The sequence below is a fragment of the uncultured Sphingomonas sp. genome, from assembly GCF_934560975.1.
Classification (GTDB): Bacteria; Pseudomonadota; Alphaproteobacteria; order Sphingomonadales; family Sphingomonadaceae; genus Sphingomonas_I.
The window spans coordinates 15,356-28,488 of sequence record NZ_CAKTFO010000014.1; the positions used below are offsets into that span (position 1 = coordinate 15,356).

14 protein-coding genes are annotated in these 13,133 nt (G+C 67.8%); 7 read left to right on the forward strand and 7 right to left on the reverse strand.

The window, feature by feature from the left end; all coding sequences use genetic code 11:
• Nucleotides 1-19: 19 nt before the first annotated feature.
• Nucleotides 20-901: an ABC transporter ATP-binding protein gene (locus tag Q0D93_RS09915; RefSeq protein WP_294393422.1), complete on the reverse strand. Its 882-nt coding sequence runs from the start codon at nt 899-901 to the stop codon at nt 20-22.
• A complete protein-coding gene (locus Q0D93_RS09920; protein ID WP_294393424.1) occupies nt 898-2,001 on the reverse strand; it encodes an MlaE family lipid ABC transporter permease subunit in 1,104 nt (367 codons plus the stop codon). Before Q0D93_RS09920 ends, Q0D93_RS09915 begins: the two co-directional genes overlap by 4 nt.
• Nucleotides 2,002-2,169: 168 nt before the next feature.
• Here Q0D93_RS09920 and Q0D93_RS09925 point away from each other — a divergent pair, with 168 nt between their 5' ends.
• From Q0D93_RS09925 to Q0D93_RS09935, 3 genes are all read left to right on the forward strand, one after another.
• On the forward strand, nt 2,170-2,844 hold the full coding sequence (locus Q0D93_RS09925) for an HAD-IB family hydrolase (RefSeq protein ID WP_294393428.1): 675 nt from the start codon (nt 2,170-2,172) through the stop codon (nt 2,842-2,844).
• Between the two features lie 137 nt (nt 2,845-2,981).
• A complete protein-coding gene (locus tag Q0D93_RS09930) occupies nt 2,982-3,413 on the forward strand; it encodes a hypothetical protein (protein WP_294393431.1) in 432 nt (143 codons plus the stop codon).
• An 8-nt stretch (nt 3,414-3,421) separates the two neighbouring features.
• A complete protein-coding gene (locus Q0D93_RS09935; RefSeq protein WP_294393434.1) occupies nt 3,422-4,171 on the forward strand; it encodes a TorF family putative porin in 750 nt (249 codons plus the stop codon).
• Here Q0D93_RS09935 and Q0D93_RS09940 read toward each other — a convergent pair.
• Together Q0D93_RS09940 and Q0D93_RS09945 are read right to left on the reverse strand one after the other, a co-directional pair.
• Complete coding sequence (locus Q0D93_RS09940) at nt 4,168-4,461, reverse strand: DUF167 family protein (protein ID WP_294393437.1); 294 nt, start codon at nt 4,459-4,461, stop codon at nt 4,168-4,170. The two genes, Q0D93_RS09935 and Q0D93_RS09940, sit on opposite strands and share 4 nt — an antisense overlap.
• Before the next feature lie 28 nt (nt 4,462-4,489).
• Nucleotides 4,490-5,707: an argininosuccinate synthase gene (locus tag Q0D93_RS09945; protein ID WP_294393440.1), complete on the reverse strand. Its 1,218-nt coding sequence runs from the start codon at nt 5,705-5,707 to the stop codon at nt 4,490-4,492.
• Between the two features lie 144 nt (nt 5,708-5,851).
• Between Q0D93_RS09945 and Q0D93_RS09950 the strand changes: the two genes are divergently transcribed.
• A complete protein-coding gene (locus Q0D93_RS09950; protein WP_294393443.1) occupies nt 5,852-6,268 on the forward strand; it encodes an EF-hand domain-containing protein in 417 nt (138 codons plus the stop codon).
• A gap of 24 nt (nt 6,269-6,292) precedes the next feature.
• Here the strand turns inward: Q0D93_RS09950 and Q0D93_RS09955 are convergent, their stop codons facing one another.
• From Q0D93_RS09955 to Q0D93_RS09965, 3 genes are read right to left on the reverse strand one after another with little or no spacing between them, the layout of a single operon-like run.
• The gene (locus Q0D93_RS09955; RefSeq protein WP_294393599.1) at nt 6,293-7,519 is read right to left on the reverse strand and encodes a cyclopropane-fatty-acyl-phospholipid synthase family protein; all 1,227 of its coding nucleotides are present in this window, start codon (nt 7,517-7,519) and stop codon (nt 6,293-6,295) included.
• 28 nt (nt 7,520-7,547) lie between these two features.
• Nucleotides 7,548-8,744, reverse strand: a complete 1,197-nt coding sequence (gene rlmN / locus Q0D93_RS09960) for a 23S rRNA (adenine(2503)-C(2))-methyltransferase RlmN (RefSeq protein WP_294393445.1) — start codon at nt 8,742-8,744, stop codon at nt 7,548-7,550.
• A 54-nt stretch (nt 8,745-8,798) separates the two neighbouring features.
• Nucleotides 8,799-9,254, reverse strand: a complete 456-nt coding sequence (locus Q0D93_RS09965) for a hypothetical protein (RefSeq protein ID WP_294393448.1) — start codon at nt 9,252-9,254, stop codon at nt 8,799-8,801.
• A gap of 100 nt (nt 9,255-9,354) precedes the next feature.
• On the opposite strand from Q0D93_RS09965, the gene dnaN reads away from it, so the two are divergent.
• From dnaN to recF, 3 genes are all read left to right on the forward strand, one after another.
• Nucleotides 9,355-10,464: a DNA polymerase III subunit beta gene (gene dnaN, locus Q0D93_RS09970; RefSeq protein WP_294393453.1), complete on the forward strand. Its 1,110-nt coding sequence runs from the start codon at nt 9,355-9,357 to the stop codon at nt 10,462-10,464.
• A gap of 69 nt (nt 10,465-10,533) precedes the next feature.
• A complete protein-coding gene (locus Q0D93_RS09975; RefSeq protein WP_294393456.1) occupies nt 10,534-12,009 on the forward strand; it encodes a PQQ-dependent sugar dehydrogenase in 1,476 nt (491 codons plus the stop codon).
• A 31-nt stretch (nt 12,010-12,040) separates the two neighbouring features.
• Complete coding sequence (gene recF, locus Q0D93_RS09980; RefSeq protein WP_294393458.1) at nt 12,041-13,132, forward strand: DNA replication/repair protein RecF; 1,092 nt, start codon at nt 12,041-12,043, stop codon at nt 13,130-13,132.
• Nucleotide 13,133 lies beyond the last annotated feature (1 nt).

Sequence of the window (13,133 nt, forward strand, 5' to 3'; positions counted from 1 at the left end):
CAGCCTGTCCTGGCCCCCTTCATCCGATCGCATCCGGCGCGGTGTCTCCACCCGCCGATGCCAGAGCGGCATTGCGTCTTTTCATGTTTTCCAGCGGATCCTCGCCGCCATGGCGTTCCGCAGCGTCCTGCGCCACCCGCCCGCGCGGGCCATTGAAATATTCCTGAATCCACGGATGATCCAACGCCAACAATTCCGGGATCGTTCCGACCGCCACCACCTTGCGGTCCGCCAGCACTGCGATCCGATCGCAGATGGCGTGCAGCGTATCCAGGTCGTGGGTGATCAGAAACACGGTAAGCCCCAGCGTTTCCTTCAGGCTCTTGATGAGGTCGTCGAACGCGGCCGCACCGATCGGATCGAGGCCAGCGGTGGGCTCATCAAGGAACAGCAGTTCGGGATCCAGCGCCAGGCTGCGGGCCAGACCCGCGCGCTTCTTCATCCCGCCCGACAGTTCGGACGGATATTTCGGGCCCGCCTCCGCCGGCAGCCCGGTCATGGCGACCTTGTAGGCGGCGATCTCGTCCAGCAACCGCTTGTCGAGGTGGGGGAAATATTCACGCAGCGGCACCTGCACATTCTCGGCCACGGTCAGCGTCGAAAACAGCGCCCCGCCCTGGAACAGCACGCCCCAGCGGCGGCGCACTTCGCGCGCCTCCGTATCCTCGCGGTCGATCATGGACTGGCCGAACACCTGGACATCGCCCGCCGACGGATGCTGCAGGCCGATGATGGAGCGCATCAGCACCGACTTGCCGGTGCCCGATCCGCCGACCACGCCCAGAATCTCGCCCCGCCGGACGTCCAGGTCGAGCTGGTCGTGCACCACCTGTTCGCCGAACCGGTTGGTAAGGCCACGGACGCAGATCACCTCGTCCGCCGGTTTGGTCCGCGCGCTCATATCCACCCCACCGAGGCGAAGAACACCGCAAAGAAAGCATCCAGCACGATCACGAGGAAGATCGACTGCACCACCGCGGCCGTGGTGCGCAAGCCGACCGCCTCGGCATTGCCTTCGACCTGCATGCCGTTGAAACAGCCGGCGATGGCGATGATGGCGCCGAATACGGGCGCCTTCAGCAGGCCCTGATACAGATCGGTGATCGGCACCACTTCGCGCACCCGGCTGACAAAGGTTACCGGCGGAATATCAAGGCTGTACCAGGCGAACAGCCCGCCGCCGACCAGCGCCACTATTGCCGCATAGAAGGCCAGCAGCGGCATCATGATCACGCCCGCCAGCACGCGCGGCACGACCAGGGCCTCCATCGGCGCGACACCAATCGTGCGCATCGCGTCGACCTCCTCGGCCAGGCGCATCGACCCGATCTGCGCGGCAAAGGCGGAGCCGGAACGTCCCGCGACCATGATCGCGGTCATCAGCACGCCCAGTTCGCGCAGGGTGAGCCGGCCCACCAGGTTGATGGTGAACACCTCGGCCCCGAACTGACGCAGCTGGATCGCGCCCTGTTGGGCGATGACCACGCCGATCAGGAAGCTCATCAACCCCACGATGCCGAGTGCGTCGACGCCGACCACCTCGAACTGGCGGACGACGGCATTCCAGCGGATCCGGCGCGGATGGCGCACCAGATCGGCCATGGTGATCAGCACCGCGCCGAAAAAGGCTATCAGGTTCAGCAGGGTGCGGGCGGCGGCGATCGTCGCACTACCGACCTCGTCCAGCACCCGCGTGAAGGAAGAGCGGGCGTCCGGGCGGATCTTGAGCGGCTTGTCGGCGGCCGCCACCTGTTCCAGCAAATGGCTTTCGTCGTCGTTCGCGCCCTGGATCGCGATGTCGTGGTCGCGCGCCATGCGATGGATCAGCCACGCGCCGACCGTGTCCATCCGCTCGATCCCGGACAGGTCGATCTGCTGCGGCGTGGTGGCGACATTGTCCAGCCGCTGCGGCAGGTCGCCGATGCGGGCCAGCGTCAGCGCGCCGGTGAACCGCAGCGTGCGGCCGTCATCTGAAAGCGTGTAATCGGCCGGCGCGGTCATGCCGTCAGCTTAGTGCAAGGCGGCCGAGGCGCAACAGTCGGAACAGGAGACATCGCCCGTCCTGACGCTTGCGGAGCCGTAATGTTCCCGAAGGACACGGTTATGCCACCTTGTGCCGGCGTGGGCGTTGGTGCCAACCGCATCCACGAACCCAGCCAAAGGAACAACGTGGCCGATCTTGCCATCTACGACATGGACCGCACGGTGACGCGCACCGGCACCTATACGCCCTTCCTGCTGCATGCGGCCAGGGCGCTGAACCCGTTGCGGCTGGCGCTGGCGCCGATGGTGCCCTTCACCATGGCGGCCTATGCCGCGAAGCTGATCGACCGGCGGCGGCTGAAGGAGCTGAACCAGTGGCTGCTGATCGGCGGCGCGGTGCCGCGCGCCAGGCTGCACCCGGCGGTGGAGAGCTTCGCCGAATTGGTCCTGAAAACCAACATCCATCCCGGCGCGCTGCGCCAGATCGCGGAGGATCGCCGCGCCGGGCGCCGGCTGGTGCTCGCCACCGCATCCTACCGCTTCTATGTGGAGGCGATCGCTGAGCGGCTGGGCTTCGACGACGTGATCGCCACGGGTTCGGTCGCCGGACTGGACGACATCATCCATGCCCGCATCGACGGCGACAATAATTACGGGCCGGCCAAGCTGCGCCTGATCGAAGCGTGGATGGAGGAGCAGCGGATCGATCGGGCGAGCGTCAAGGTGCGCTTCTATTCGGATCATGTGTCGGACTGGCCGGCCTTGGCCTGGGCGGACGAACCTTTTGCCGTGAACCCCAGCCGGGGCCTCCGCCACATGGCCGCGAAGCGGGGCTGGCAAGTGGTCGACTGGGGCATGTAAGCGCGGATCGACCCTTGCCAATCATCTTCACAGCTGAGAAACACGCCAGCAAGGTGCCCGCCGTTATAGCAGGGATGCCCGGAAAGCAGGCGGAACAGCCTGCAAATCGGGCGGCGATCAGACGAGAGGATGCTGTTATGATGTCGATCGCACTGCTGGCCGCCGCGACGTTGGTGAGCGAGTCACCCGGCCTCCATCGCGTGGCCGTGGAGCATCGCGGCGCGCCGCTGGAGGCGCGCTACGATGCCAAGGTGACGACCCGCCTGGAGCAGGTCGGCATGTCGGCGGGCACCCGGATGAGCACCGAACGCTGCCTGTGGACCGCCAATGTCGAGGTGCAACGCCACGTGGTAGGTGGCGGCGAGCGGGCGCTGAGCAAGACCCTGCCGGATTCGCGGACGTTGACCGGCAGCCGCCATGGCGATTGTCGGGCCGCCCGGGACGGGATCGCGCAGGAGGTGGCGCGACGCAGCGACGACGTGCGGGCGCACGTGATCGCGGTGGCCGAGCGGGACCGGACGGACCTGCATGCCGAGATCGACGCCGCCCGCGCGCTGGCGATGAACTGATCCACCGGGTGCGGCGCGTCCCCCGCTGCGGCGCGCTCGCCGCGCTGGCGCTTGTCCAGGGCAGTGCGGGCGCGGCCGTGATCGGACCGCCGCAGGTCAGTGTCGAGGCAATTACCGACTATCGCCGGCGCGGCATCAGCTGGAGCGACGGGCAGGCCGCCGCCTCCGTCTTCGCGCGCCTGCCGGTGGGGTCGTTCGCGGTGGAGGCGGAGGCCCTGACCACGCGCGGCGATCCGCGTCATGGACGCGCCGATGCGGCAATCGACGTGGCGGGGCGGTACGACCATGATCTGGGCGCTATCAGCCTTGACGGCGGGGTGATCGGCCACCTCTTTCCCGGCGCAGGCGGGCTTGCCTATGTCGAGCTGGACGGCGGCGGATCGCTGCTGCTCGGCCCCGCGCGACTGGGTGCGCGCGCATCCTATGCCCCGCGCCAGGACGCGATCGGCGGCGACAACCTCCATCTCGGCGCGGACCTGTCGGTGGCGGTGATCGGCACGCCCTTCACCGCCCGCGCCGGGATCGGTCGCAGCAGCGGCGATGCGCGCGAGGGGCCACGCGGGGGCCGCGCCTTCCGGCTGCGCCCGCGCGGCGACTATGCCGACTATATGGTCGGGTTCGATTATGTGCTGAGCGCGCTGACGATGGGGGTGCGCTTCACCGGCACGGCCGACGATCAGTTCGACCGGTCGGTGGCACCCCTGCTCGCCCGCAACACGGGGGAGCGCCTGTCTGCCTTTGCCCGGGTGTCGTTCTAAACGGCCCCGGCGCTACGCAGCAGGACGTCGAGCGCGGCACGGATCGCATCCGGATCTCCACTGATCCGCACCCGCTTCAATCGTGCGGTATCGCCGGAGTGGAGGGTTACCGCGCGGCGCGGCACGCTCAGGGTTTTCGCCAACCATAGCAGCAGGGCCGCATTGGCCTCGCCATCCACCGGTGGGGCCGCCAGCCGCACGGCCAGCGCGCTGCGCCCGTCCGCCATCGCCTGCACCCCGGCCGGCCCCGTCCGCGAGGTCCGCGGCGTGACCCGGATCGTCAGGATCACGCCGTCACCCTCGACGGAGTAAGGCGCCTCAGTGGCCGTCGCGCCGCCCCAGCAGACGCAGGCGCAGGGCGTTGAGCTTGATGAAGCCCGCCGCGTCGCGCTGATCATATGCGCCCTGGTCGTCCTCGAACGTCACGACCTTTTCCGAGTAGAGCGTGTGGGGCGACTTGCGGCCGATCACCTGGACGCCGCCCTTGTACAGCTTCAGCCGGACGGTGCCCGTTACCTTGTCCTGGCTATGATCGATCGCGGCCTGCAGCATCTCGCGTTCGGGCGAGAACCAGAAGCCGTTGTAGATCAGCTCGGCATAGCGCGGCGCCAGTTCGTCCTTGAGGTGCGCGGCGCCCCGATCCAGCGTGATCTGCTCGATCCCGCGATGGGCGAGATGGTAGATAGTGCCGCCCGGCGTCTCGTACATGCCGCGCGACTTCATGCCGACAAAGCGGTTCTCGACCAGATCGAGCCGGCCGATGCCGTGGCGCTTGCCGAGTTCGTTCAGCTTGGCGAGCAACGCCGCCGGGCCGAACCCTTCGCCATTCACCGCCACCGCATCGCCGCGCTCGAAATCGATCGTGATGATCTCGGGCGTGTCGGGCGCGTCCTCCGGGTTGTCGGTACGCGAATAGACATAGTCCGGCACCTCCTCCCACGGATCTTCCAGCACCTTGCCCTCGGACGAGGTGTGGAGCAGGTTGGCGTCGGTCGAGAAGGGGCTCTCGCCGCGCTTGTCCTTGGGCACCGGGATCTGGTGCTGTTCGGCATATTCGATCAGGCGGGTACGGCTGGTCAGGTCCCATTCCCGCCACGGCGCGATCACGCGGATGTCGGGGGCGAGCGCATAATAGCCGAGCTCGAACCGCACCTGGTCGTTACCCTTGCCGGTGGCGCCATGGCTGACCGCGTCGGCGCCGACCTGCCTGGCAATCTCGATCTGGCGCTTGGCGATCAACGGCCGGGCGATGGAGGTGCCGAGCAGGTACAGCCCTTCGTACAGCGCGTTGGCGCGCATCATCGGCATGACGTAGTCGCGCACGAATTCGTCGCGCAGATCGTCGATGAAGATATGCTCGTCGCGGACGCCCATCAGCTTCGCCTTGGCGCGCGCAGGCTCCAGCTCCTCGCCCTGACCGAGGTCAGCGGTGAAGGTCACGACCTCGCAATTGTAGGTCTCACGCAGCCACTTCAGGATCACGCTGGTGTCGAGTCCGCCCGAATAGGCGAGCACTACGCGGCGAACGTCGCTCATTGCATCACTCCGCAAGGGAAATCGCGCGGGCCTTTGGCACGCACGGTGCCCGCGCGCAACGGGATGGCCTGTTCAACGCGCATACAGGCGGGCATGTTAAAGCTTGGCGGTGCAAGGGCACGGAGGATTTTCATGCAAAGCTCGATGATCGGTGCATGTCTGCTGGCAGGGCTGGCCGCTGCCGGTGCCGCAATGGCGCAGGACGCGCCGCCGCCCGCGCCCGGAGTGCAAAGCGGCCCCGGGCTAATGCTGCCGGCCACCCGCGACGAAGCGACCACCCGCGCGCGGGAGCGTTTCACCCGGCTCGACCGCAACATGGACGGCATCCTCACGCCCGAAGAACTGCCGCAACGTCCTGGCGCACCGCAGGGCGACGGCCGCAGCGGCCAGTTCGGCCGGCTCGACACGGATGGCGACGGCAAGCTCAATGCCGCCGAGTTCGAGCAGCAGGCGCTGACCCTGTTCGACCGGATGGACACCGACCATGACGGCACGATCAGCCCGGCCGAGCGCGACGCGTGGCGCGCGCAGATGGGCTCGCGTCCGCCGCGCGCGCAATAGTCCGCAGCGTCCCGGGCGGATGCGTCAGCCGCGCAGCTGCCGCTCCGCCTCCGCCATGTAATCCCGCGTGATCGGCAAGGCGGTGCGATCGCGGATATATTGCACCTGGTAATTGACCATCTGGCTGTTGATGAAGCCGGTCACCGACCCCGCCAGATAGAATTCCCACATGCGGTAGAAGCGTTCGTCATACATGGCGACGATCTCCGCCTTGCGCGCCTGCGTCCGCCGCAGCCAATGCTCGATCGTGTAGCCATAGTGGAGGCGCAACGTCTCCACATCGGCGGTGATGAGCCGCGCGGATTCGGACGCCTCCGCAATCTCGGACAAGGTGGGGATGTAGCCGCCGGGAAAGATATATTTGGTGGTCCAGGTGTCGGTCGGGCGGCGCATGCCGAGCCGGCCGATCGTGTGGAGCAGCATCACGCCATCATCGGTCAGCAGGGAGCGGCATTTGGCGGCAAAGGTGCGGAAATGGGCCGGGCCGACATGCTCGTACATGCCGACCGACACGACGCGGTCGAACTTGCCGGAAACCTTGCGATAGTCGATCAGCTCGAACCGCACCTTGTCGGCCACGCCGGCCTCCTCGGCCCGCGCGCGCGCGATCTTCAACTGCTCTTCGGACAGGGTGATGCCCAGCACCTCCGCCCCGGTCTTCTGGTGCAGGTACAGCGCCATGCCCCCCCAGCCGCAGCCGATGTCCAGCACCCTCACGCCCGGTTTCAGGTACAATTTGGCGGCAATATGCGCCTTCTTGTCCAGCTGCGCCTGGTCGAGGCTGTTGTCGCGATCGGTGAAGTAGGCGCAGCTATATTGGCGGTCGGCGTCGAGGAAGAGGTCGTAGAGGCGCGCGGACAGGTCGTAATGGTGCGCCACGTTGCGCCTGGACTGCCGTTCCTGATTGTAGGTGCGCAGCCAGCCGAACGGATCGCCGGGCATACGGGCGCGTGCTTCCAGATTTCTGCGGTCGCTGCGGCTTTCCCAGCGATTGTTCCAGGTAACCAGATCCAGCAGCGCGTGAATGTCGCCCTGCTCCATCACCAGCCGCCCGTCCACATAGGCCTCGCCCGCGGCGAGCGAGGGCGCCAGCACGACCTTGCGCGGCGTGGCGCCATCGGTGAAGCGGACCGTCACCGGATCGCGGCCCGGCTCCGGCTTGCCATAATGGTAGGTTTTCCCATCGGCCGCGTGGACGGTCAACTCGCCCCGCTTGATCAGCTTCTGGAAGGCGCGATCGAACAGCAGCATGCCCATGACCGCACACTAGGCGAATCCGTTACGCTTCCGCCAGTGCCTTTTCGGCAGCATCCCTGTCCCGTTCGGCGCGGCTGCGCTTTTCGGCGGCGGTTTTCAGCTGCCCACAGGCCGCGTCGATGTCGCGCCCGCGCGGCGTGCGAACAGGGGCGGAAATGCCGGCCTGGAACACGATGTCCGAGAACCGCCGGATCCGCTCCGCGTCGGAACATTGGTACGGGGTGCCCGGCCACGGATTGAACGGGATCAGGTTGACCTTGGCCGGCAGCTTGTACTTGCGCAGCAGGCGGACCAGCTCGCGCGCATCGTCGTCGCTGTCATTCTTGTCCTTCAGCATCACATATTCGAACGTGATGCGGCGGGCATTGTTGGCGCCGGGATAGGCCGCGCACGCCTCCAGCAGCTGCTCGATCCCGTATTTCTTGTTGAGCGGGACCAGTTCGTCGCGGACGTCCTTGGTCACGGCGTGCAGCGACACCGCCAGGTTGACGCCGATCTCCTCGCCCGCGCGCTCCATCATCGGGACCACGCCGGAGGTGGAGAGCGTGATACGCCGCTTGGACAAGGCCAGGCCTTCGCCGTCCATCACCAGCTTCAGCGCGTCGCGGACATTGTCGAAATTATAGAGCGGCTCGCCCATGCCCATCATCACGATGTTGGTGAGCATGCGGCCTTCCGGCTGGCTCGGCCATTCGCCCAGGCCGTCGCGCGCCAGCATCACCTGGCCCACGATCTCGCCCGCGGTCAGGTTGCGGACCAGCCGCATCGTGCCGGTATGGCAGAAGGAGCAATTGAGGGTGCAGCCGACCTGGCTCGACACGCACAAGGTGCCACGATCCGCGTCGGGGATGAACACCATCTCGTAGTCATGGCCGTCATCCGATCGGAGCAGCCACTTGCGGGTGCCGTCGCTGGACTTCTGCGCCTCCACCACCTGCGGACGGGCGATCACGAACCGTTCGGCCAGCCAGGGGTGCATCGTCTTGGCGATGTCCGTCATCGCGGTGAACTCGGTCGCGCCGCGATTGTAGATCCAGTGCCACAATTGCTTGGCGCGCAATTTCGCCTGCTTGGGGTCGAGCCCATGCTCGGCCAGCAAAGCGCCAAGCTCTTCGCGGGTCAGGCCAATCAGGTCGACGCGGCCATCGGCACGCGCCGCCAGCGGGCGGGGGACGGGAACAGGATCGATGTGGCCGGGGATCGCCATGGGCGCGTTCATGCGCCGCACATAAGCGAAGTGGCGGATTTTTGCCAGTACCGGCTTTGGGCGGCGTCAGCGAGGCAGACAGGCGATGGTCGCGGCATCCAGCGCGCTGGGCAGCCCCGCCAGGTCATAGTCGTCGACAAAGCGCCGCCCGCCCGGCTCCCGCGCCGAAAGCCGCAGCCGCTCGCCCCCGCGCAGCACCACCACCATCCGGCGACCGGCCAGTGCGGCGTCCCGGCCCCCGCCCGACAATAGATAGCGCGTGCCGTCGATCAGCGCCGACACGCTGCCCGCCTGCGCGGCGCGGCTGAGGCGGACGGTCAGGCGCGGCACGGCGGGCGGGGCGGCGACGGCGGCGAAGCCCTCCCCCCGCTTCGGCATGGCGATCACATAGCAGCCGCCCGCCCGATCGTCCCGGAACGCCCCCCACCGGCCATATTGGCCGATCGCGGTTCGCGCGGCGGCGGCGGGCGCAAGCCCGAGCCCGACCGTAACGAGTAGCAGGAAAGAGATCGCGACACGCATGACGCCCCTTCGCCCGCTTACGTGCCGTTGCGCAACAAGCCTCTGGCACCGGCGGTCGCCCACGCTATAACGATCGGCCACAGTGGATTGGGGCGGATCAATGAAGGCGACGATCGAACGTGCAACCCTGATGAAGAGCCTGGGACACGTCCAGTCGGTGGTGGAACGCCGCAACACGATCCCGATCCTCTCCAACGTCCTGATCGAGGCAATGGAAGGCGGGCTGCGCCTGATGGCGACCGACCTCGACCTGCAGGTGGTGGAAACCATCGCCGCGGCGGTGGACACGCCGGGCGCGACCACCGTGTCCGCGCACACCCTGTTCGACATCGTCCGCAAGCTGCCGGAAGGGTCGCAGGTCCAGCTGGCGGCGGCCGAGGGCAAGATGCAGATCACGGCGGGGCGCGCCCGCTTCAACCTGCAAACCCTGCCGCGCGAGGATTTTCCGGTCATCGCCGAGGGCGAGCTGCCGACCCGGTTCGACCTGCCGGCCGAAACGCTGAAGCAGATCATCGACAAGACCCGCTTCGCCATCTCCACCGAGGAGACGCGTTATTATCTGAACGGCATCTTCCTCCATGTGTCGGACGATGCCCAGCCGGTGCTGAAGGCGGCGGCGACCGACGGCCATCGCCTGGCCCGCGTCACCGTTGCCCGTCCCGACGGCGCGGAGGGGATGCCCGACGTGATCGTGCCGCGTAAGTGCGTGGGCGAGCTGCGCAAGCTCCTGGACGAGGTCGACGGATCGGTCGAAGTGTCGCTGTCGCCCACCAAGGTCCGTTTCGGCCTGGGCAGCGCGATCCTGACGTCCAAGCTGATCGACGGCACCTTCCCGGATTATTCGCGCGTCATCCCGACCGCCAACGACAAGCTGCTCCGGATCGATCCGCGCAGCTTCGAGGAGGGCGTGGACCGCGTCGCCACCATCGCCAGCGAAAAGACGCGCGCCGTGAAGATGGCGCTGGAACGCGACAAGATCACCCTGTCGGTGACCAGCCCGGAAAACGGCACCGCCGCCGAGGAAGTGCCCGGCGACTATGCCGCGCAGGGGTTCGAGATCGGGTTCAACGCGCGCTACCTGCTCGACATTCTCAACCAGATCGACGGCGACCTGGTCGAGGTTCACCTGGCCGATGCCTCCGCCCCGACCCTGATTCGCGAAAATGACAAGGCACCGGCGCTGTACGTGCTGATGCCGATGCGGGTTTGACGCCCCTTCCCTGACGTGAGACAAAGCCGTGCCTGTTGGGGGCACGGCTTTTCGGGGGGAAAGTGCGCGATGCGCAAGGTTGTGATGGCGTGGGCGGCGATGTCGCTCTGCGGTGGAGCCGCATGGGGCGCGGTGGTGGTGAATCCGTTTCCGGCGATCCAGCCGGGGATCAGCGCGCGGATAAAACATTTCACCACGATCCCGGGCACGCAGGCGGGGCGGCCTCAGACCGGTGTGCAGCAGCTGAAGCCGGTCGGCGACAAGAGCGGCCGCCTGTTCGTCAACGACACGCGCGGCATCCTCTATGTCACGAACAAGGCCGGTGCCACGCCGAAGCCCTACCTGGACCTGCGTGCGCAGAATATCGGCTTTTCCAACGCGGCCAACAGCACCCAGACGGGGCTGATGAGCTTCGCCTTCCATCCCAATTTCAACCAGGACCCGTCGCAGCCGGGCTATCGCACCGCCTACACGATCGACACCACCGCCGCGTCGGCGGGCACGGCGACGTGGAGCCTTCCCGGTCAGCCGGTGAGCCATCACGACGTGGTGCGGGAATGGACCGTGGCCGACCCCGCCGCTTCTGTCGCGACCGTAACGGGCATGCGCGAGGTGATGCGCCTTTCCCAGCCCAGGAGCGACCATGGTCCGGGCACCATCGCCTTCAACAGCTCCGCAAAGCCCGGCAGTGCCGATTACGGGAAACTCTATGTCGGCCTGGGCGACGGCGGCGGGGTCAACGATCCCTCCCGCAACGCCCAGAACCTGCAAAGCCCGTTCGGCAAGATCCTGCGGATCGACCCCGCCGATCCCGACGGCGCGGGCCCGTTGAGCTATGGCGTGCCCACGGACAATCCCTTTGCCGGTCAGGCCGGGGCGCGGGGCGAAGTGTGGGCCTATGGCTTGCGCAATCCGCAGCATTTCAGCTGGAGCGCCGACGGCCGCATGTTCATCGGGGAGATCGGCCAGGCGCAGATCGAGGAAGTCGATCTCGGCAAGGCCGGGTCCAATTATGGCTGGCCGATCCGGGAGGGCAGCTATGCCCGCGGCACGGGGTCCGACCAGAAGATTTACGACACCCCCGCCAACCCCGGCATGTTCGTCGATCCGATCGCGCAATATGACCATGAGGAGATCGTGCGCGACGGCATCTCTTCACTCGCCAGCCTGGGCAGCGCCTTTCTCTACGAAGGCAGCCTGGTGCCCGAACTGGTCGGCAAGCTGCTGGTCAGTGACCTGGTATCGGGGCGGCTCTTCTATCTCGACCCCAACGATCCCCGGGCCATGTTCCGCGAGTTGACCCTGACGCTGGACGGCCTGCCCACCACCATGCGCGCGCTGGAGGGTTATGCCACCGCCAAGCGGGTCGATTTGCGCCTGGGGGTGGACGATCGCGGCGAAATCTACCTGCTGAGCAAGGGCAATGGCGACATCTACCGCCTCATGCAGGCGGTGCCGGAGCCAGAGACATGGGCGATGGCGCTGGCGGGCTTCGGCCTGCTCGGCTGGCGGCTGCGTCGCCAGCGTCGGCTGTGTCGGGCCTGACGCCGGGCGGATCGTCCGCTAACAGGTAGGGATGGCCGTCCGCCGCCTTGCCCTGTCCGACTTCCGCAACCATGCCGATGCCCTGATCGCGCCGGGCCCCGGTCTGGTGATCCTGTCGGGCGAGAATGGGGCGGGCAAGACCAACATCCTTGAGGCGCTGTCCCTGCTCGCGCCGGGGCGGGGCCTGCGCGGCGCCACGTTGTCCGACATGGCGCGGGGGCAGGGCCCGGGCGGCTTCGCCATCCATGCGCGACTGGCGGACGAGGTGGAGATCGGCACCGGCACGTCGCCCACCGCCCCCGAACGGCGGCAGGTGCGGATCAACGGCGGCGATGCGACCGCCGCCGCGCTGGGGGAGCGGCTGTCGCTGCTGTGGCTGACGCCCGCCATGGACCGCCTGTTCACGGAGGGGGCGAGCGGGCGGCGGCGCTTTCTCGACCGGCTGGTGCTGGCGCGCGAGCCCACCCATGCCCACCATGCCAGCCGCTACGAAGCCGCGATGCGCGCCCGCAACAAATTGCTGGCCGAACCCGATGGCGCCGATCCGGGTTGGCTGGCGGCGTTGGAGGCGGGCATGGCCGAACATGGCGCGGCGGTGGCGGAGGCGCGGGGGCGGACGGTGGACGCACTCGCCGCCCGCCTGCACGACCAGCCCGCCGGTCCGTTCGCGCGCGCCGGTTTGGCGTTGACCGGCTGGTTGGCGCCGGCTGACGATGCCGGCAGCGCGCTGGCGGATGCGCTGCGGGCGGGGCGCGGCCGCGATGCCGCCGCCGGGCGCACGCTGGCGGGGCCGCATCGCAGCGACCTGGCGGTGACGCATCTCGACAAGGCACAACCGGCGGAACTCTGTTCGACCGGCGAGCAGAAGGCGCTGCTGCTCGGGCTGCTGCTGGCCCATGCCGATCTGGTGGCGGAGCACAGGGGGAGCCGCCCGATCCTGCTGCTGGACGAGGTGGCGGCCCATCTCGATCCGCTGCGCCGCGCGGCCCTGTTCGACCGGCTGGACCGTGCCGGCGGCCAGGTGTGGATGACCGGCACGGAGCCCGCGCCGTTTGCGGTCGCGCCCGCGCACGCGACCCGGATCACGGTTGCCGACGGGCTGCTCGCCCCCGCCCCCGGCTGAC

Bases quoted from the DNA above. Each gene is read 5' to 3' on its own strand.
- Q0D93_RS09930 (WP_294393431.1), top strand. From the start codon at position 2,982: ATGATGTCGATCGCACTGCTGGCCGCCGCGACGTTGGTGAGCGAGTCA.
- Q0D93_RS09975 (WP_294393456.1), top strand. From the start codon at position 10,534: ATGCGCAAGGTTGTGATGGCGTGGGCGGCGATGTCGCTCTGCGGTGGA.
- dnaN (WP_294393453.1), top strand. From the start codon at position 9,355: ATGAAGGCGACGATCGAACGTGCAACCCTGATGAAGAGCCTGGGACAC.
- Q0D93_RS09945 (WP_294393440.1), bottom strand. From the start codon at position 5,707: ATGAGCGACGTTCGCCGCGTAGTGCTCGCCTATTCGGGCGGACTCGAC.
- Q0D93_RS09920 (WP_294393424.1), bottom strand. From the start codon at position 2,001: ATGACCGCGCCGGCCGATTACACGCTTTCAGATGACGGCCGCACGCTG.
- Q0D93_RS09950 (WP_294393443.1), top strand. From the start codon at position 5,852: ATGATCGGTGCATGTCTGCTGGCAGGGCTGGCCGCTGCCGGTGCCGCA.
- recF (WP_294393458.1), top strand. From the start codon at position 12,041: ATGGCCGTCCGCCGCCTTGCCCTGTCCGACTTCCGCAACCATGCCGAT.
- Q0D93_RS09915 (WP_294393422.1), bottom strand. From the start codon at position 901: ATGAGCGCGCGGACCAAACCGGCGGACGAGGTGATCTGCGTCCGTGGC.
- Q0D93_RS09965 (WP_294393448.1), bottom strand. From the start codon at position 9,254: ATGCGTGTCGCGATCTCTTTCCTGCTACTCGTTACGGTCGGGCTCGGG.
- Q0D93_RS09955 (WP_294393599.1), bottom strand. From the start codon at position 7,519: ATGCTGCTGTTCGATCGCGCCTTCCAGAAGCTGATCAAGCGGGGCGAG.
- rlmN (WP_294393445.1), bottom strand. From the start codon at position 8,744: ATGAACGCGCCCATGGCGATCCCCGGCCACATCGATCCTGTTCCCGTC.